The sequence below is a fragment of the Nitrospira calida genome, assembly GCF_976986435.1.
Genome location: NZ_OZ335950.1, coordinates 2,369,994 through 2,387,267, shown reverse-complemented (window position 1 = coordinate 2,387,267; position 17,274 = coordinate 2,369,994). Strand labels below are relative to the sequence as shown.

The window sequence follows — 17,274 nt, the reverse complement described above, 5'->3', positions numbered from 1 at the left end:
GTGTCCGTGCAGGGGCGCTCGTAAGAGCGGAAAAAGTCGCGACGTTGTCGCGCATCACGACTGTGCATGACCGTCGAAGAGGCCATCAACACCCTCTCCCAATCGGATCCCATTGTCAAGCTCCTGCAACAGGTGAAGCTCGGACGGATGAAGCCGACCGATGCCGGGCTGCGCGCCGTCACCGAGGCGTGGCTCGGGATGTATCGCAAGGTGCTTGAAGCCGCTGAACCGGATCGAGGCTCGTTGGCTCGCATTGATCCATCGCCTCGACTAGCTGTCTTGGTCGAAGCGGAGGTGTTGCCCGAGGATCATCCGGCGGTGCGCGACCTTCGCGATCTCTTCAACAAGCGACTGGCCGAAGCCAACTCTGCTTCCTGATGGTTTCATCCATGCGGCTGATCGCGTTCGCCGGCGGCCTGGGCCTGTTCGCCATCTGTTCCATGGTATTGGCCGAGGAGCCAACGGGCGTGCGCCCGCTGTTGGTGCCGACAGGTGCGGCGATCGCGGCCGCGATTCCCCAAGACACCCGGACGCTGATCCGTGCCGACGCCATCGAGAGGTTTCTGGACGAACTGGACGGGGCGCCGCCGGATTGGAAGGCGGTGTACGGGCTTGGCCACCGCGACCCTGGACACGACGAACGGTTATTCGAGTTAAATCGGGAACGCGATCGACGGAGAGATGGCAACCCAGCGCTTGGACAGCGGGTAACCTTCATCTGGGTTGGCGAGTTGTCCGGCTATGATTCGGAAAGCGGCGGCTTTCGGATCGCCATCGGCCCGAGAGTCAATCCGACCCGATGGGGGTTGGTCCGGTTCAAGGCCGATGGCTTGCCGTCGAATTTGGTGGCGATCCCTTCAGCGGACCAGCGGGAACCGTTGCGGAGAAGGGTCGCGAACGGCGAGAAAATCGAAATCCAGGTGGCAATGACTGGCTGCCTCATTCCCGAAGAAGCGATCGTGTACGATTTTGCCCATGAAGAGGAGGGCCGCGGTCTTATCATGCCGGTGGTGCGCATCGAACGGGTCGACTACCTTTTGGCTGAGTAAACCGCGTCGCGGGTTACGGACAGGATGCCGGCTGAACGAGTTCGCAGAAACTGAGGCCTCGCAGGTCGAGGCTGAAGGAATGGCGGGTGCCTTGCCAAGTGCCCGGGCGGACGATCTGGGTCGTCTTGAAGCTGGCCGCCGCCGCGGCGTCCAGCTCCGGTTCGGCATCAGAGAGAAAGAGGATGGCGTCCGGAAGGAGCGTCAGTCTGCTGGCGATGCGTTCGTATGAGACAGCGTCGGTTTTGGCGCCGATGCGGGTGTCGAAGAAATGGGAGAACAACGGCGTGAGATCACCATTAGTCGTATTGGCGAGGAGCAGCCGTTGGGCTTGCTCAGAACCGGAAGAATAGGTGGCCAAGCGAATTCCGTTGTTCCGCCACCGAATGAGCGTGGGAGCAACATCTGTGTAGAGTTCGGGGGTAAAGGCACGGGAACGGTACCCTTCTTCCCAGATCATCCCTTGCAGGGCCTTCAGCCCCATGTGTTTGCGGTCTTCGTCGATCCAGCGGACGAGGAATTCGTGAAGGTCGGCGTAGGCCGGGCGCAATCCTTCCTCCCGTTCCACGGTGTCTTGGCACAGCGCGGCCCAGGTGAGGACCGCGGGGTCCTCACGATGCTCCCGTAGGAAGGCGGCCAGCCGCCGTCGCGCGTAAGGAAACAGCACCTCGCGCACAAAGTCCACCGGGATGATGGTGCCTTCGAGGTCCAAGAGCACGCAGTGAATGGTCATAAAGGCCACCGATAGCGGTGTTCGATCCCTGAATGCGTGTAGCGGGGCACCCAGCCGGCCTGGTCGGTAAAGATGCGAATCGCGCAGACCATCGGCCGTATGCCGAGATCGAACCAGTGTTTGGTGTTGGCTGGCACGGAGAGCAGGTCCCCTTCCCGACAGAGCACGGCGAACACTTCTTCCTCCGGTCGCTCTGTGTGAAACCAGAACAACCCGGATCCTTCCACGAAGAAGCGCACTTCGTCTTCGGAATGGGTGTGTTCGCGCGAGAACTTATCGCGAATCGCATCGAGATTCGGCGTATCCGGCGTCACACGCACGACGCCAGCGGAGCGGTATCCGCCTTTCTCCATGAACGGCTCGAGCCAGAGATCGTAGGCGGCCAGGACTTGATCGTCCGTGGCGTCCGCAGGCAGGCCGACGTCCGTCGACCAGCGTTCGTAGAAGATCCCGCGCTCATCGAGGAAACGCCGGATTTCATGCTCGTCCGCGAGGGACGCATTCTTGTCAGGAACTCGAAGCACGGCCATAGGTTCTCGCCTCCCGCTCGCATTGCAACACAAATTCCAACACCTCCACATGGCGCTTGGCTTCCGCCACGTTTTTGCCCCAGACATACAGGCCGTGCCCGGCCAGCAGAAACCCGTAGCTTGGTCGTTCCCGTCTGAGATGAGGCTCGATGTGAGCGACCAGCGCGCGCATATCTTGCGAGTTCGGGTAGACCGGCAGCACGACTTCGCAGTCATGATCCTCCACCCCGTCCAGGCCTTTTAAGAGTTCCCAGCCCGACAGCGTCAGATGCCCGAACGGGCCGACCAACCGGGACAGCAACGCGGCGGCGATCGAATGGGTATGGAACACGGCTCCGGCCCCGGCAACGCGGTAGACCATCAGGTGCAACAAGGTTTCGGTGGAAGGCCTGAGGTTGAACCCGTTCACCGGCTGGCCATGTTGATCCACGGCGAGGATTTGCTCGGGCCCGATCGTTTCTTTGTCTACGCCTGAGCTCGTGATGGCGTAGAAGGCGGGGGCGGCGTATTCGGGAAGTCGGACGCTGTAGTTGGTACTCGTCCCCGGCGCCCAGCCATTTCGATAGGCCCACCGCGCAATACCGGCCAATTGGTCGGCATAACGAGTAAAGTCGGACAAGAGTTCCATCTGGAGAATGGTGCTTTCTCAGTACCGGATCCTTGTAACATTGGTTGCGTTGGAATACACCTGGCGACTCCGCCAGGTGCCGGGAGAGGGGTGAACAGGGGGAAGGGTGGCCCCTCCCCATCAAGGAACGGTTAAAGATGGCTTGTAAAAGGGCAGCCAGTACGCTGACAAGGCAACGACTTCCGGCTGGTCGAGAGCCCATTTCGTCGCTGAAGCGAGGTGTGCGCTTTTTCAACGTTTGCGGGAAAGGCAACGGTTCCACCTGGAAGCAAGAAGCGGCTGAAAGTTTGATTTTTTGACCTGGACAAGCCTGGTTTCGCGCTCTCTTGAAACTGGGATGGTGGATTTGATTAATTTGTTGACGAATCGAAACCCAGCCCGACTGTGTACGGCCGGGGAGGGGCATCGAATCGTTTTCCAAGGAGGATGACCGATGAAGCGTTTGTTATTGTGCAGCTTGCTGATGCTGACGTTGGCCGGCTGCTCGCAGTCATCAACCTCGGAGCCTCCCAAGGTGCAAGAGAAGGCGGCTGCTTCTCAGGCTGAGACGCAGAAAGACACGCAGAAGACTGAACCCGCTGCATCCGCGTCCGCAACAGCTTCTGCGCCGTCCGGGGATGCGGCTTCAGCCCCTGCCGCGCAAGGACAGCAGCAATCTGCGAGTGCATCCGGGACGACCGCGGCTTCGCCGGAATCGTCCACCAGCAAGTAAACAAGACAAGGGGGGGCCCGGTGCGTTGCCGTCGTAACGCCCGGGCTCTTCTCTTTGAGGCCCCCTCTTTTTTGACTCCCTGAAAACCCCCGTGTTATAGTCCACCTCCCCGGAGCCTCCTACACAAAGGGTGAGGGTGATAAGTGAGAAGCAACGAGTCGCTTGTCTGCTTTCGACCTGTCGCACGCCGGGCATGATGCATTGCGGTCTTAAACATGGTTGAAGTTCCCGTTAAGATTTACCTGACAAATTTGTTGAAAAAGGCCCGCGAGGCGCAGCGTCCACTGGCTGTGCTCCCGACCGCTGTGAAGGACCGGGCGTTGCTCGCGATGGCGGATCGGCTGGCGGCGGATGAAGAGGCCATCCTCGAAGCGAACCTCCAGGATGTGGAGAATGTCGGCAAGACGCTGGAGGGAGAGACGAACAAAGATCGTGTGAAGGAAGCAGTCGAACGAGTCCGCCTCGCACCTGATGCGGTCAAGGAAATGGTCGACCGTTTGAGGAAGGTTGCGGAGTTGGCCGATCCGGTTGGCGAAGTGACAAAACGCTGGGAACAGCCGAACGGGATGCAGGTAAGTCGGGTGCGGGTGCCGATCGGCGTGATCGGCGTCATTTCGGAATATGGACCGACCGTGACGACCGAGACGATGGCGCTCTGCCTTAAATCGGGTAATGTTTGCGTGTTTCGTGCGGCGCCTGAATGGGGACGCACACACCAGGTCATCGTGACCAGTCTGCGTGAGGCGGCGGAGGGAGCCGGGGTGCCGGCCGGTGCGCTGTCCTTTGTTGAGCGGCCGGACAAAGAGGCGGCACTGGAATTGATGCGAGCGACGAAGATGCTGGACGCGATCATCCCGCGCGGCGGCGCCGGTCTGCGGAAAGCGGTCATGGAACATTCCCGCCTGCCGGTTCTCTGTCATGACGGCGGGGTCTGCCATATCTATATCGACGAAGAGGTGGACCTGCCGATGGCACAAAACATCGTCATCAATTCGAAGCTCCAGCAGCCATCCGCGCCGAATTCGGCCGATACCTTGCTTGTCCATCAGATGGTGGCCCGCCCTTTGTTGCCGGCGTTGATTCGTCGCTTGCTCGATGAATTCAAAGTGGACGTGCTGGGCTGCCCCAAGACGTACTCGTTGATGGGCACGATGGAGATCAGCGGCCACAAGTCGGTCAGACCTGTCGCGGATGACGATTGGGGGAAGCAGTTCCTGTCCAAGACCATCGCGGTGAAGATGGTGAAGGATATGGACGAAGCCCTGGAGCACATTGCCCGGTACGGTCCGGGCCATACGGATGCGATCGTCACCAAGAACTATGACCATGCCTTGCGCTTCGCGCGCGAAGTCGATTCCAGCGCCGTGCTCGTCAATGCCTCTACGAGGCTGCACGCAGGCGATGCCTTCGGCCTGGGCGGCGAAGCCGGAATCAGTACCTCGCGACTGCACGCCCGCGGCCCCATTGGGTTAAACGAACTGACCTGCCAGAAATATGTCGTCTTTGGAGGCGGGCAGCTCCGCCATCCTCATCCGGTGCCGGTGACCTACGAAGACGCCATCATGCTCAAGCGTTTCTGAGCGTTGCTGACCGGACTCCACAACGCGCTTCTCGCTCATCTTGCCCGGTGGGGACTCCGGCGCTTTGACTCCGACGCGGCCTATTTCCGATGGCAACGCGAGCGCCTCAGCCCAGCCGATTTGAGCCTGCTCAACGAGCGCATTGAACGGAAACGGGCGCTCGGCGCCGGTGCCGAGGAAGAAAAGTCGTTCTACGACCTTACCGCTTGTCCGCACATTGTCCCCGTGCTCTACAGTCAGCGGTACGACTACTATGTCGAAATCGGACCACGGGTGGCATCGCGAATTGGCGACGCGCGGTCCGTGTTGGATTTCGGCTGCGGGGTCGGAATCCTGACCACATTTTACGCAGGGCAGTTTCCCGACCGCGCGTTTCTGGGGATCGACCGGTCACCGGCCTCCATCCAGATGGCGCGCCGCCAGGCGGCCGCGCTCGGTCTCGCCAATGTCCGGTTCGAGTGCGCGGACGTTGAGGAAAGCCAGCCGGCCGGCCCGTTCGATCTGATCGTCGCGACCCATGCGTTGGTGCAGGCGGAGCGGGACCCCGGCCTTCCCAGTCAAAGCTGGCGCACGTTCGAGCGCCCGCACGATTCTCGACTCCAGCAGGAGTTTGAACGGAGAACCGGCGTGGGCAGAAGGCTGGATCGGCTCGTCGCCGCGTTGGCTTCGAATGGGCGGATGATTGTGTTTGAGAAAACCAGAACCTTGGCGCGGCGGATTCCGTTTCAGCGCGCGCTGGCGGCGCGTGGCCTGAGTCTTTTGGAACCGCCCGAACCGATCCGGTATCGGCTGGTCGAAGAAATCGCCGATGATGGGCCGTTCTATGTCTTGGGGCGAGGCCTGTCCCGGAACGCTGGATTGACAGCGGTCGCCTGGGATGAATTGCCGGAACCGGACGAGGCCCCCGTATTTGATATCACCGGCCGAAGCGGGATCGTGCGGCCGGCGGATGAACCACTCTACGAAAACCATTGGCCGTCGGCTCAGCGAGTCTGGAACCAGCTTCAGGAGCGGCAGATCCTGAAGGAGCGCACGACACGGGAGCCGGACGGGCGCGAGTTCCATGTCGAGCTGGGACGGGCAGGATCGATAGCGTACGTGTACTGCGCCAATACCTTCGATCAGCGGCAGATCGTGATTGTCGAATCCCAACGTGCCGAGCTGGTAGAAGCCTACTACGACGAAATTGTCGGAGGGATGGGCACCAACCAAGCATGACGTACGGGGCAAGACCGCGTTGACTCACCCTTGACCCGGCAGTTGGACGGCGCATAGAATTGGCGTGATTTTCGCTAAGTTCTGGAACTCCCGGTGAATTTCGATTCCTTCTGGGGGTGTTGAGGAGGAACGGCCAGCCATGAGAATCGAATATTCCAAAGGCCAACGGGCGAGCACGGAACTGATCCAGCTTCACCGGCGCTCGTCGGCCGTGGCAGGTGGGCGAAAGATGAAGGTCCTGCTGATTTTCCCCCCGGACTGGTACCCTTCCGAACCCTATCTGAGCCTGCCCACTCTGACCGCCGTCCTTCGTGCCGCTGGACACACGGTGATCCAAAAAGATGTAAATCTCGAGATGTACGACTGGTACTTCAGCGAGGATTTTCTCAAGCGCGTGCTTCGCAAGGTACCCCAACAGCTCGATCGGCTGAGGAAACTGGCGAAGAAGCGCGAGTTGGAGGAATGGGAAGCGGACCTCCAGCTTGCGTTGTGCGATCTGACCCGTCAGCGGATCGCCGAGCTGACTGACAAGGCGGAGCGGGCCAAGCGGATCGTGCGCGGTGAGGATTTTTATGACATCGACAAGCTGGAATGGGCTATCAACACGTTTCGGGAAATCACTGCGGCGATCTCGCTGGTCTATGCCCCGGCACGGATTTGCATGCCCCCGATGGAGACCGATCTTTCCTATAAGGTTTTCATGTCCTCCGAGGTGATGGATGCGGTGCGCGACACGCAGGTGAACGTCTATCGAGATGTGTTTGATCACCTGGTCAAGCCGACCATCGAAGCCGAACGACCCGACGTGGTCGGAGTCTCAATTGTGCTCCAACAGCAGCTTTTCTCGTCGATGACGTTCTGCGCCCTGATCAAGGAACAGTTTCCGCAGATCCACGTCACGATCGGCGGCAATACGGTGACGCGGCTGCGCGATGTCCTGCCCGGTTCGCCGCTGTTCGCGTTTTTCGACAGCGCGGTGATCTACGAAGGGGAGACGGCGTTTCTGCAATTGATCGAGGCGGTGGGCGCCGGACGAGATCTGGGCGGCATCCCGAACCTGATCTATCGTGATGCGGCCGGGGTGCACACTTCGCCGCTGACATACGCGGAAGACATGGGCTCGCTTCCTCCGCCCGATTTCGACGGGCTGCCGCTGGAGAAGTATTTCGTGCCGGACCGCATTCTGCCGTATCTGGCTACGCGCGGTTGTTACTGGGGCCGCTGCGAGTTCTGCGATCACGGCGAAGGCTACACCGCTGGCTATCGGACGAAGAAGATTGAGCAGATCATCGAGGATATTCGGTTCCTCAAGACGAAATATCACACCCGCCACTTCCACTTTACCGACGAATCCTATCCGCCGGCGCTCTTCCGAAAACTGGCCCGCCGGCTGGTCGAGACCAAGATGGACATTCTCTGGACGACCCACATGCGGTTTGAGAAAAGCTTGCTTGACGAAGCGGTGTGGCGAGACGCGAGGGATTCCGGGTGCCGGTATCTCCACTTCGGCTATGAATCGGGGAGTGAACGGGTGCTCAAATTGATGGACAAGGCCACGACGACGGACGTGATCAAGCGGCATTTGGAACTGTCCGCCGGGGTAGGAATCTGGAACCATGTGATGGGGTTCTTCGGATTTCCGGGGGAGACGCGGGAGGAGGCCTGGCAGTCGGTTCGATTCCTGGAGGACAACAGGGCACATGTCCATTCGCTCGGTTTCGGAACCTTCGACCTGAGCAAACACACCCCTGTCGCGAAGCACCCGGAAAAGTGGGGTGTGACTCCTTACAAGAATCCGGACTGGGACTTGGCGCTGGATTATTATTACACTGTGCGCGAAGGGCTCAGCGTTGAAGAGGCAGAGCGGGTGTTCGAAGAGTTTGAGCGCAATCATTATCCGGGGTGGGACCTGCGCATCTTCATCCGGGAGTACGTCTTTCTCTATATCGCCCGGTTTGGGCTGAGCAAACTGCAGGACCTCCAGTTCAATCCTGATCGCATTCCTGCCGGGACGGCATCGAGTTAGAGTTAAGGCGATGAGCCACCTGATTCAGATCGAAGGAGCGGGCGCCAGGCGGAGGAGCGGCCGCAAGCTCAAGACTATGCTTTTGTTCCCGCCGGAATGGGTGCCGACCGCGCCCTACCTGGCCTTGCCCTGCCTGGCCGCCGTCCTTCGCGAGCACGGGCACGAGGTCATCCAGAAAGACGTCAATATCGAGATGTACAATCACTTCTTCAGCGATATGTTCCTCATCTGGATCAAAGCCAGGATGGGCATGCAGTTGAAGGAGTTGGAAGCCAAGGAGCAGGCAGGATGGTTGACCGACCAGGAGGCGGATCAGAAGGCCTGCTTGGAGGCCAAGGCCTCGATCGATGTGTTTGAACTGGCGGAACGGGCCGAGCGGGCGAAGCGCATCGTCCATAGCGAGGAGTTTTACGATGCCGACAAGTTGGAGTGGGCGCTGAACACGTTCCGTGAGGTGATGCAGTACATTTCCGCCGCGTACTACCCGGCGTCGCTGGTGTTCTACCCGATGGAGAGCAACCTGGGTTACCGGCCCGGCGTGTCCAAGGAGGTCTTTGCTTGTCTCGACGACGACCAGGTGAATGTCTATCGTGATGTTTGTCGGCAACTGGTCTTGCCGGTCGTCGGCAGGGAGTCGCCGGAGGTGGTGGGCGTCTCGATTGGGACGCAAATGCAGCTGCTGGCCGGTCTGACCATTTGCAAAATGATCAAAGAAGCGTTCCCGCAAATCCACGTCGTGGTGGGCGGCAACGTCATTACGAGATTACAGGAAGAATTGCCGAAGCACGAGCGGTTTTTCACCGAAGTGTTCGATTCGGCGATTCTGTACGAGGGCGAGCACGCTTTGCTGTGGCTACTCGAAGCGCTGAGCGGAGAACGAGATCTGGCTTCGGTACCGAACCTCATGTATCGCGACGGTCAGGGGATTCGGACGAGCCAAGAGATCTATACGGAGAAGACGACGGCGCTGCCCTTGCCGGACTTCGACGGCTTGCCTTTGGACAGCTATTTTGTGCCGGTGCGTATCCTGCCCTATCTCGCGACCAGAGGCTGCTATTGGGGGCGGTGCACGTTCTGCGATCACGGGCAGGGTTATTTCGACCAATATCGAGGGATGCCGGCGCACCTGGTTGTACAGCAGCTCAAGGCGTTGAAGGACAAATATCGCTGCGAACATTTTCTGTTCTCCGACGAATCCTATCCGCCCGCGCTCTTTAAGAAGGTCACGCAACTCCTGGTTGAGCAGAACGTCGGCATCAAGTGGACGACGCTGATCCGCTTCGAGGAAACGCTGCAGGACCCGGAGATCTGGAAGCTGGCCGCAAAATCCGGATGCTGCACGCTCTATTATGGGATGGAATCGGCTAATGAGCGTGTGCTGAACTTGATGGACAAGCACGTCAAAAAGAGCGTCATCGAGCACAATCTGAAAGAAGCGGCCAAGGCGGGTATCTGGAACCACGTGATGGCTTTTTATGGGTTTCCCGGCGAGACCCGCGAGGAGGCGCTGGAGACCAGGCAATTTATTCTCGACAATCAGCCGTACATTCATTCGGTCGAGCTCTTCTATTTTGTTGCCTATCGCCATACGCCGATGGTCCGGAACCCCGAGAAATTCGGCATCACTATTCACAAACAGGAGGAGTACGACCTTCCGCTGGATTACTATTACACCTTGAATGAGCCGGGTGGACTTTCTTGCCTCGACGCGATGCAGCTCTGCGAGGAGTTTTATCGAAACGATTTCCAGCCCTGGGCTGTTCGGGTGAACGCCCGCGAGCATGTCTTTCTTTATATCTCCAAGTACGGCACCAACCGGTTGCCGCAGATCTACGCGCAGCGAAAAGAGGGCGCCGCGGACAGCGTCTCCGGGCTAGTAACCTGGCCGGTTGCATTGGGCGAGGGCGAAGGGAAGGCTGGCGAGCCGTCGATGACCCGGGTGGTCAGCCACGCGGTGTCATGAGCAAGGCGCCGATAGCAAATAGCTGGCAACGAATGATTGCCAGTGGAAGGAAACCAGGGAAACAGATCCTCTTTGGTCTCGGCACTCCGTTACCCGCTTTCCGCGGTCAGCGTTGGGATGACAGCCAATTGCTCAGCAGTTGGTAGGCTGCCTCGATCTGTTTTGTCATCGCTTCGGCTTTTTTGTACATCTGCATATACTTGCGCGGATTGTTGGTCAGGTTGGCATACCGATGGGGATGCCAGAGGTGCAGCAGTTCCCGACGTCTCCGATCGAGCAGCTCACGCGTGACCGGCAACGAGAGGCCGAACATTTCCAACGCGCGATCGAGGTCCGATTGCTCCATGGCGTGACGGATTCAAGCGTCCGGCGGCCATCGTCGCGCCGCCCGTCGGTGAGTGTGACAAAGAGCCGGAAACCCTGTCAATCATGCGTCTAACCACTCCACTGCCCATCCTGCAGGCCCCGCCGGTCCTCAAGGGCAAAGACTACCGAGAGATCCTGAAGCGGGAAATGGACGGGGGGAAGATCCCGCTCAGCCTCGGCAAGAGCTGTCCTGTCAAGTGTGAATTTTGCTACGAGATCGACCACTCGTATCGAGAGACAGCCGACCCGCCGCGAACGACCCAAGAGGACTGGGAGTTCATTCTCGACTACATCAACAAGAAGCCGACCGATCCCCAGCAATTCTGGTGTCTAGGCGGGAACGAATACATGGAATGGACTGATCTGTTCCTGCACCCCAAGGCCATGGAATGGCTGGAGGATTTTCTGAAGTACACCGACAAGAACGTCACGTTCTTCACCGTTGGATTCGTGCATGTGCCGAAGATCCACCAGTTGGCTGCGCAGTACCCCGGACGGATCAATTTTGAATTGTCGGTCATCACGCTGAGCGACTATCGGGAACGGCTCATGCCGCACGCTCCAGCGGTGAAGCACCTGATGAAGGTCCTAGATGGGCCGGCCGTCTCTTCAGCCAATTTTTATGCGTTCGACGACTATACGATGTCCAAGGACGCCGTCACGATCTCCGGCGTCAACCAGAAGTGCGTGTTGTGGATGGGGTGTCTGACGCCGGTGCGGGGGCTTAAGGAAGAGACGGTCGCACTGATGCGGCAAGGGCGGAAATATCTGCCGCGCGAGGCCGAGCGCGTCTACGATGCGGGCTTGCCGAATCTGCAGACCATCCACACGGAAGCTCCGATCACGGCTTTTCTGAACCGTCGTCGGATCGTGAGCCTGTTCGATTCGCTGGAGTTGGAAAAGCATGATACGGTGGTGATGGCCAAGAGCGTCTACAAGATCCTCACAATGTACCGGAAGAATCGAGCCCGATTCCTTATGGTGCCCAATGCGACTTTGGGTGGAGACTCGGACTGCACGGTCCTGTTGACTTTCGACGACATCGCCAGACGGTTGAGCGGTCAGAAGATGATCCATGTCCCCAAGTGCATGATGCAGTCAGGGCGCGGGCCGTATACGGATATTGCCGGCGTGACGCTCGACCAGTTCATCAAGAAGACCGGTGTGAAGGTCAGGGTGTTGCATCGGATTGATACCAGGTTCGCCAACAAACTGCTGTACCGCAACGGCCACCTGCGCAACTACGTCGAGGACTACGTCCGCAATCCTCTCACTCAGTCATACGAAGCTCTGCCCATTTCCGCTTAGCGCATATAGGCCGCTCAAGCACCGGCTGTTTTTCCGCCCTACTTTGTTTTGGAATTTGTAAGAAAGGCGGGGAAGGCAGTGGAGGGACAGCTATTTTGCAGTGAGGACCGGATCGAGATTGAAGGCCACGCTGATGCGCGGAGCCGTGCCTGTGTAGGTGGCCACGGCATGGAAGAGCCAACCGGGGAACATCACACACTGGCCGGCTGTGGGGGAAAACGAAATATTGCGCCCGGCATCGTGCAGTTCGGGCATGGCGTAGCGGAGGTAGGGGGCGAGCATCCTGGGCAGACAGCCCCGCGGATCAAAGAGCTGCAACTCGCCGCCGCATTTGCTATCGGGCGAGATGTCGCCGACATCCACATAATACACGCCAGACCAAAAGCTGCCGGGATGCGGATGGGCGGCGTTGCTGCCCCCCTTGCGCTGCACGTTGGACCAGACCTCGACGACCTGCCAGCCGGGACGCCGTCCGGCCGTCCCCGGCGCCCGTTCGGAGAACTCTGTCACCTGCGTGGCCACCTCAATGACAGGTTCGAACAACCGCTTCAAAGGCTCGCCGGCCCAATCCAGCATGGAGAGATCGTGTGGAGAGGACCAGCCGACGACCTCGTAATCCGAATAAGCAGGCGTGGAGGCTTCGCGCTCGAGAATCGCACGACGCAACTGAGCATTGATCTGTTCGTGGTCCGGAACCGTGAAGACGAGAAGGGGAGTCGAGAAAATCGGGCGGACGTTGATTTCCATTTCCCGTGCCATAAAAGCCAACATAGCGTTGCGTTCCCTGGCAAGTCAAGGTCAGTGCCGTGGCGACCGGCCGGGCCATGGCTACGATGGGTTTGACAAGGACTTCGGCGCTGACCTACAGTAGCGTCGGCGATGGATGACGAGGTCCGAACTCTCAAGTTTTATCAGGCCGACGTCTTCACCGACCAACCGTTCGGTGGGAATCCCGTCGCCGTCGTGCCGGATGCCCAAGGCTTGACCGATCGCGAGCTGCAACAGATCGCTCGTGAAATGAACCTCTCTGAAACCGTCTTTGTCTTCCCTCCAACTGATCAGGCTGCCGTCGCCAAGATCCGCATTTTCACTCCGACGCAGGAAATTCCCTTTGCTGGCCACCCCGTTCTCGGAACCTTTTACGTACTGGGCGAACTGAAAAAGCTGGCGGTCCGGGAGCCGGTGACACGCGCCGTGTATGAGTGCAATCTCGGTCTGTTTCCCGTCGAACTTCACGCGCATCGCGGGGAGATCCTGCGGGTAGCCATGTCGCAACCCAAACCGCAGTTTTTGAACCAGGTGGAAGGCGTCCAGGACGTCTTTGATGTCGCCAAGGCGTTGGGGGTGTCGAAAAATGCGATCACCGAGGCGAAATGGCCGATTCAGGTCGTCTCAACCGGCTTACCCGTCATAATTGTGCCGGTGCGCACGCTGACGGCCGTGCGGTCCATCATGCCGGATGTGTCGGCCGTGAACCGGCTCTGCGAACGCTACGGAGCGAGTGGGATGATGGTGTTCACGACGATGACGGTTGATGAGTCGGCGACCGTCCACACGCGCATGTTCGCGCCGCCTGTCGGTGTGCTTGAAGATCCGGCCACCGGCAGCGCCAGCGGGGCATTGGGCGCGTATTTGGTCCATCACGGCGTGGTGGAGGTGGCTCCGATGACCGAGATCGTCGCCGAACAGGGCTACGAAATCGAGCGCCCCTCGCGCATTCTTATCCAGGTTGAATCGGACGACGATGCGATCCAGGAAGTCAAAGTCGGCGGCCAAGTGGTGATGGTGGCGGAAGGAGTTCTAAGATTCTGAATTAGGAGATGAATGAGGAATGGAACCAGAAAAGGTCTAACAATTCCTCATTCCACATTCAGCGTTCGTGACTATGAGGGAGTGATGAAGGCGGTAGTCTTTCGCGAGCACGGCGGGCCGGAGAAATTGACCTTCGAAGAGGTGCCCACGCCGAGGACGGGGCCGGAAGAGGTATTGGTTCGCGTCAAAGCCTGCGCGTTGAATCATCTGGACATCTGGATCCGCCAAGGCATTCCGGCGTACCAGATTCCGCTCCCCCATATTTCTGGGTCGGATGTGGCCGGGGTTGTGGAAGCGGTGGGGGAGCGGGTCGAGGGCATCGCCGTCGGAAGTCGGGTTTTCGTCTCGCCCGGTTTGAGTTGTTGGCGATGCGAGCAATGTCTCGCGGGACGGGATAATCTGTGCCCGACATACGGCATCCTCGGTGCGAAGGTGGACGGGGGTTATGCGGAGTTCGTCGCCGTGCCTGCTCGGAATGTCTTGCCCATCCCCGACGGGTTGACCTTCGAACAGGCCGCTGCCTTTCCGCTTGTGTCCGTGACGGCGTGGCATATGTTGTTCACCTTGGCCGATCTCAAACCGGGCGAGACGGTTCTGGTCATGGGGGCGGGAAGCGGGGTCGGCAGCATGGCCGTCCAAATGGCCAAACTCGTCGGCGCGCGCGTCATCACGACCGTAGGGTCCGAGGACAAAATCGTCAAGGCGAAGGAACTCGGCGCGGACGAGGTGATTCAGCACTCCAAAGAGGAGGTCGCGGCGCGGGTGAAGGCGCTCACCGGAGGGCGCGGCGTGGATGTGGTGTTCGAGCATATCGGGCCCGAAGTCTGGGAAGCCTGCCTGCACGCGATGACTAGAGGCGGTCGGCTGGTTACTTGTGGCGCGACGACCGGCGGCGAAGTGAAACTGGATCTCCGCTATCTGTTTTCGCGGCAACTGACGCTGAAAGGTTCGTACATGGGCACGCGGGCCGAGTTGCTCGCCGTCGCCGCGCTGATCGGGCGGGGCAAACTCCGTCCGATCATCGACCGGATCTATCCGCTTCGGGATGCCCGCGCGGCGCAGGAACAACTCCTGAGCCGGCGGGTCTTTGGTAAAATCGTGTTGAAGGTGGAATAGGCGTTGCGAATTCGAGCGGACACATTCTGATAAAGGAGGACCTCATCCATGTCGACTGTCGGGCAGATCATGCGAAAAGATCCCAAGCGGATTCCCTACACTACGTCGGTGCGGGAGGCGGCCAAGAAGATGCGGGACGAACGCATCGGCTCGCTGCTGGTGGAGAAAAACGGCGATCTCGTGGGCATTGTCACCGATACCGACGTGGTGCGGCGGGCGGTCGCGGGAGGAGCCGATCTCAACACACTGACGGTGCAGGACATCATGACCAGCCCAATCGCCACGATCGAGGTGATGCGGACCGTGCAGGACGCCCACGACATGATGGGCGATCTGGGCGTGCGGCATTTGGGTGTGACCGAACAGGGCAAGTTGGTGGGTTTGATCTCCGTGCGAGACCTGCTGGTGTTTTATAAGCGGGTGTCTGAGCCGAAGATTATGCAGGACTAATGGAGAACAAGAGTCGGTGCGTTATTTCGGGTGATGTGGCCGTCACTTGTTGAGCTCTTTGATCAGATGCCCCAACTCCGGCAGGATTAATTTTTCCATCGCGAGCCGTACGGCATTCACTGAGCCGGGCGTGGAGAACAGGACCCGGCCGCGCACGATGCCCGCGGTGGCCCGGCTGAGCATGGCGGGTGAGCCGATTTCCTGATAGGTTAGGTAGCGGAACAGTTCGCCGAATCCATCCAATCGCTTTTCCAATATTTTTTCGACTGCTTCGAATGTTGAATCGCGCCGTGAAATCCCAGTCCCGCCGTTGATGATGATCGCCTGAACCTCCTCGTTCATCACGCCACTTTCGATGCTCGCCCTGATTTGTACCGGCTCGTCTTTGACGAGCTGATAGGCGACGACTTCGTGTCCTTGGTCTTTCAAGAGGCGCATGATGAGTTGACCACTCTCGTCGGTCTCCGGCGTGCGTGTGTCACTACAGGTAATGACCAAACACCCGACTCGGCGAGGAGCGTGAATCTTGTGTTCCTGGTAGGAAGGCGTGCTCACAAGACAAATCCAGCGGGAGGCACTCAGCGCCAAACAGCGTCGGGATTGAGCTTCTGGACGGGCGTGCCTTTGCCGATATGTTCGTCGAGAATGGCCGGCACGTCGGCCTCCGTTACTTTGGAGTACCAGATGCCGTCAGGATAGACCACGACGGTGGGGCCGTGTTCGCAGGGACCCAAACAGGCGGAACCGGTGACCAAAATCTGGCCGGGTTGATAGCCACGCTCCATCAGTCCCATGTTGAGGGCCATAAGGATATTGGCCGATCCCGCCGTTCCGCAGGATGGTTTCGGATGCCCGGGCGGACGGGAATTGGTGCAGACCACGATGTGATATTTGGGCTTCGGCATAGGGTCTCCTCTTCTCGGAAGTCAATCGTTGGAAGCTCACAAATCATAATCATAGCCGGTTGTTATCGCGGCATGTAGGATTTCCATTGTTCGACGCATTCATCGGGCAGCTTCCAGTGTTTAATGCCTTTCATCACCCAGTCCAAGTAATGTTCCTTGGGCTTGAATTTCCCGATCGGCGTCGCCGCGTGCGTGGTGACGAGCACTTTCTCGCCTTCTTCTGTAATCACGGTGACCGGAAGGTGCCGAAACGCACCGGGTGGAACGTCGCCTTCGAATTCGTCCATAAGCTTCAAGTCTTCATCTGTGACCTCCACCACGATGCCCCAGACTTTTTCTCCGGGAGAGGGGACTGCACTGGCGAGACCGCAGCGCCATTGGGAAGACCACCGGCAAAACTGAATGGTGTGATCGGGCAGATAGGCTTTAAAAAGAAACTGATGCTCCGGCGCGCGCCGTTTTAGTTGAGTGGGGTTCAGGTTGTCAGCATAGACGAAGAGTTTCATGCGCGCTCACGTCCGTGACGATTTCCTGAAACAAGCCTGGTACTTGTAGCATATCCGCTCGTTGGATTGTCAAGTCGAGGGTCGCTCTCGTCACTGCGGATTCCAGCGCTCTGTGGGTTGCCGGGCGAGAAAGAGCTGCAAGGAGCCAGCATTGACTTCCGGCTTCGTCAGGCCCTATGCTGTGTACGACAAATTTATGGCCCGGCGCCGGGCAGGGAGCTCTGGAGGAAAATGACATCTACCGGTCGGGCGTTGGTCGGGGGGAGCCGGTACCCGGAACCTTGGCTTCCTCATCCGGCAAACCGGTTTCCGACCGAATCCGGCGAGAGCGGCAAGCCTTAATCGAGCGCAACCGTTTGCTCCGCAAGGCGGTCC

General features: G+C 59.1%; 18 protein-coding genes. 10 read left to right on the top strand and 8 right to left on the bottom strand.

Annotation, left to right across the window (positions count from 1 at the left end):
• The first annotated feature begins 66 nt into the window (after window positions 1–66).
• Both ACWHTU_RS11655 and ACWHTU_RS11650 read left to right on the top strand, forming a co-directional pair.
• The gene (locus ACWHTU_RS11655; RefSeq protein ID WP_447859533.1) at window positions 67–378 is read left to right on the top strand and encodes a hypothetical protein; all 312 of its coding nucleotides are present in this window, start codon (window positions 67–69) and stop codon (window positions 376–378) included.
• An 11-nt stretch (window positions 379–389) separates the two neighbouring features.
• A complete protein-coding gene (locus tag ACWHTU_RS11650) occupies window positions 390–1,049 on the top strand; it encodes a hypothetical protein (protein WP_447859532.1) in 660 nt (219 codons plus the stop codon).
• 13 nt (window positions 1,050–1,062) lie between these two features.
• Here ACWHTU_RS11650 and mtnC read toward each other — a convergent pair whose 3' ends face one another.
• The 3 genes from mtnC to mtnB are packed head-to-tail and all read right to left on the bottom strand — an operon-like array spanning window position 1,063 to window position 2,937.
• Window positions 1,063–1,779, bottom strand: coding sequence for an acireductone synthase (gene mtnC / locus ACWHTU_RS11645; protein ID WP_447859531.1), 717 nt, complete (start codon window positions 1,777–1,779; stop codon window positions 1,063–1,065).
• Window positions 1,776–2,309: a 1,2-dihydroxy-3-keto-5-methylthiopentene dioxygenase gene (locus ACWHTU_RS11640; RefSeq protein ID WP_447859530.1), complete on the bottom strand. Its 534-nt coding sequence runs from the start codon at window positions 2,307–2,309 to the stop codon at window positions 1,776–1,778. Before ACWHTU_RS11640 ends, mtnC begins: the two co-directional genes overlap by 4 nt.
• Complete coding sequence (gene mtnB / locus ACWHTU_RS11635) at window positions 2,287–2,937, bottom strand: methylthioribulose 1-phosphate dehydratase (protein WP_447859529.1); 651 nt, start codon at window positions 2,935–2,937, stop codon at window positions 2,287–2,289. Before mtnB ends, ACWHTU_RS11640 begins: the two co-directional genes overlap by 23 nt.
• 927 nt (window positions 2,938–3,864) lie before the next feature.
• Here mtnB and ACWHTU_RS11630 point away from each other — a divergent pair.
• The 4 genes from ACWHTU_RS11630 (at window position 3,865) to ACWHTU_RS11615 (ending at window position 10,436) form a co-directional block, all read left to right on the top strand.
• Window positions 3,865–5,229 carry a glutamate-5-semialdehyde dehydrogenase gene (locus ACWHTU_RS11630; RefSeq protein WP_447859527.1) on the top strand — a complete coding sequence of 455 codons (1,365 nt, stop codon included), beginning with the start codon at window positions 3,865–3,867 and terminating at the stop codon, window positions 5,227–5,229.
• A 3-nt stretch (window positions 5,230–5,232) separates the two neighbouring features.
• Entirely contained in the window at window positions 5,233–6,447 is a 1,215-nt protein-coding gene (locus ACWHTU_RS11625; RefSeq protein WP_447859526.1) for a class I SAM-dependent methyltransferase, read from the top strand.
• 139 nt (window positions 6,448–6,586) lie between these two features.
• Complete coding sequence (locus tag ACWHTU_RS11620) at window positions 6,587–8,473, top strand: B12-binding domain-containing radical SAM protein (RefSeq protein ID WP_447859525.1); 1,887 nt, start codon at window positions 6,587–6,589, stop codon at window positions 8,471–8,473.
• 10 nt (window positions 8,474–8,483) lie between these two features.
• Window positions 8,484–10,436: a B12-binding domain-containing radical SAM protein gene (locus ACWHTU_RS11615; RefSeq protein WP_447859524.1), complete on the top strand. Its 1,953-nt coding sequence runs from the start codon at window positions 8,484–8,486 to the stop codon at window positions 10,434–10,436.
• Between the two features lie 106 nt (window positions 10,437–10,542).
• On the opposite strand, the gene ACWHTU_RS11610 is transcribed toward ACWHTU_RS11615, so the two are convergent.
• Window positions 10,543–10,782: a hypothetical protein gene (locus ACWHTU_RS11610; protein WP_447859523.1), complete on the bottom strand. Its 240-nt coding sequence runs from the start codon at window positions 10,780–10,782 to the stop codon at window positions 10,543–10,545.
• 83 nt (window positions 10,783–10,865) lie between these two features.
• Here ACWHTU_RS11610 and ACWHTU_RS11605 point away from each other — a divergent pair, with 83 nt between their 5' ends.
• The gene (locus ACWHTU_RS11605) at window positions 10,866–12,110 is read left to right on the top strand and encodes a hypothetical protein (protein WP_447859522.1); all 1,245 of its coding nucleotides are present in this window, start codon (window positions 10,866–10,868) and stop codon (window positions 12,108–12,110) included.
• 90 nt (window positions 12,111–12,200) lie between these two features.
• Here ACWHTU_RS11605 and ACWHTU_RS11600 read toward each other — a convergent pair whose 3' ends face one another.
• Entirely contained in the window at window positions 12,201–12,881 is a 681-nt protein-coding gene (locus tag ACWHTU_RS11600) for a TIGR02466 family protein (RefSeq protein WP_447859521.1), read from the bottom strand.
• A gap of 108 nt (window positions 12,882–12,989) precedes the next feature.
• Here ACWHTU_RS11600 and ACWHTU_RS11595 point away from each other — a divergent pair, with 108 nt between their 5' ends.
• The 3 genes from ACWHTU_RS11595 (at window position 12,990) to ACWHTU_RS11585 (ending at window position 15,488) form a co-directional block, all read left to right on the top strand.
• Window positions 12,990–13,922, top strand: a complete 933-nt coding sequence (locus tag ACWHTU_RS11595; protein ID WP_447859520.1) for a PhzF family phenazine biosynthesis protein — start codon at window positions 12,990–12,992, stop codon at window positions 13,920–13,922.
• Between the two features lie 84 nt (window positions 13,923–14,006).
• A complete protein-coding gene (locus ACWHTU_RS11590) occupies window positions 14,007–15,038 on the top strand; it encodes a zinc-binding dehydrogenase (RefSeq protein ID WP_447859519.1) in 1,032 nt (343 codons plus the stop codon).
• Between the two features lie 48 nt (window positions 15,039–15,086).
• A complete protein-coding gene (locus ACWHTU_RS11585; protein WP_447859518.1) occupies window positions 15,087–15,488 on the top strand; it encodes a CBS domain-containing protein in 402 nt (133 codons plus the stop codon).
• A gap of 42 nt (window positions 15,489–15,530) precedes the next feature.
• Here the strand turns inward: ACWHTU_RS11585 and ACWHTU_RS11580 are convergent, their stop codons facing one another.
• The 3 genes from ACWHTU_RS11580 to ACWHTU_RS11570 form a co-directional block, all read right to left on the bottom strand.
• Window positions 15,531–16,043 carry a MogA/MoaB family molybdenum cofactor biosynthesis protein gene (locus ACWHTU_RS11580; RefSeq protein ID WP_447859517.1) on the bottom strand — a complete coding sequence of 171 codons (513 nt, stop codon included), beginning with the start codon at window positions 16,041–16,043 and terminating at the stop codon, window positions 15,531–15,533.
• 23 nt (window positions 16,044–16,066) lie between these two features.
• Window positions 16,067–16,393, bottom strand: coding sequence for a (2Fe-2S) ferredoxin domain-containing protein (locus tag ACWHTU_RS11575; RefSeq protein WP_447859516.1), 327 nt, complete (start codon window positions 16,391–16,393; stop codon window positions 16,067–16,069).
• 62 nt (window positions 16,394–16,455) lie between these two features.
• Complete coding sequence (locus ACWHTU_RS11570) at window positions 16,456–16,899, bottom strand: gamma-glutamylcyclotransferase family protein (RefSeq protein WP_447859515.1); 444 nt, start codon at window positions 16,897–16,899, stop codon at window positions 16,456–16,458.
• Window positions 16,900–17,274: the final 375 nt, after the last annotated feature.

What these genes read in the sequence shown, in the direction of transcription:
- ACWHTU_RS11655 (WP_447859533.1), top strand. Translation starts at nt 67, where the DNA reads ATGACCGTCGAAGAGGCCATCAACACCCTCTCCCAATCGGATCCCATT.
- ACWHTU_RS11650 (WP_447859532.1), top strand. Translation starts at nt 390, where the DNA reads ATGCGGCTGATCGCGTTCGCCGGCGGCCTGGGCCTGTTCGCCATCTGT.
- mtnC (WP_447859531.1), bottom strand. Translation starts at nt 1,779, where the DNA reads ATGACCATTCACTGCGTGCTCTTGGACCTCGAAGGCACCATCATCCCG.
- ACWHTU_RS11640 (WP_447859530.1), bottom strand. Translation starts at nt 2,309, where the DNA reads ATGGCCGTGCTTCGAGTTCCTGACAAGAATGCGTCCCTCGCGGACGAG.
- mtnB (WP_447859529.1), bottom strand. Translation starts at nt 2,937, where the DNA reads ATGGAACTCTTGTCCGACTTTACTCGTTATGCCGACCAATTGGCCGGT.
- ACWHTU_RS11630 (WP_447859527.1), top strand. Translation starts at nt 3,865, where the DNA reads ATGGTTGAAGTTCCCGTTAAGATTTACCTGACAAATTTGTTGAAAAAG.
- ACWHTU_RS11620 (WP_447859525.1), top strand. Translation starts at nt 6,587, where the DNA reads ATGAGAATCGAATATTCCAAAGGCCAACGGGCGAGCACGGAACTGATC.
- ACWHTU_RS11615 (WP_447859524.1), top strand. Translation starts at nt 8,484, where the DNA reads ATGAGCCACCTGATTCAGATCGAAGGAGCGGGCGCCAGGCGGAGGAGC.
- ACWHTU_RS11610 (WP_447859523.1), bottom strand. Translation starts at nt 10,782, where the DNA reads ATGGAGCAATCGGACCTCGATCGCGCGTTGGAAATGTTCGGCCTCTCG.
- ACWHTU_RS11605 (WP_447859522.1), top strand. Translation starts at nt 10,866, where the DNA reads ATGCGTCTAACCACTCCACTGCCCATCCTGCAGGCCCCGCCGGTCCTC.
- ACWHTU_RS11600 (WP_447859521.1), bottom strand. Translation starts at nt 12,881, where the DNA reads ATGTTGGCTTTTATGGCACGGGAAATGGAAATCAACGTCCGCCCGATT.
- ACWHTU_RS11595 (WP_447859520.1), top strand. Translation starts at nt 12,990, where the DNA reads ATGGATGACGAGGTCCGAACTCTCAAGTTTTATCAGGCCGACGTCTTC.
- ACWHTU_RS11590 (WP_447859519.1), top strand. Translation starts at nt 14,007, where the DNA reads ATGAAGGCGGTAGTCTTTCGCGAGCACGGCGGGCCGGAGAAATTGACC.
- ACWHTU_RS11585 (WP_447859518.1), top strand. Translation starts at nt 15,087, where the DNA reads ATGTCGACTGTCGGGCAGATCATGCGAAAAGATCCCAAGCGGATTCCC.
- ACWHTU_RS11575 (WP_447859516.1), bottom strand. Translation starts at nt 16,393, where the DNA reads ATGCCGAAGCCCAAATATCACATCGTGGTCTGCACCAATTCCCGTCCG.
- ACWHTU_RS11570 (WP_447859515.1), bottom strand. Translation starts at nt 16,899, where the DNA reads ATGAAACTCTTCGTCTATGCTGACAACCTGAACCCCACTCAACTAAAA.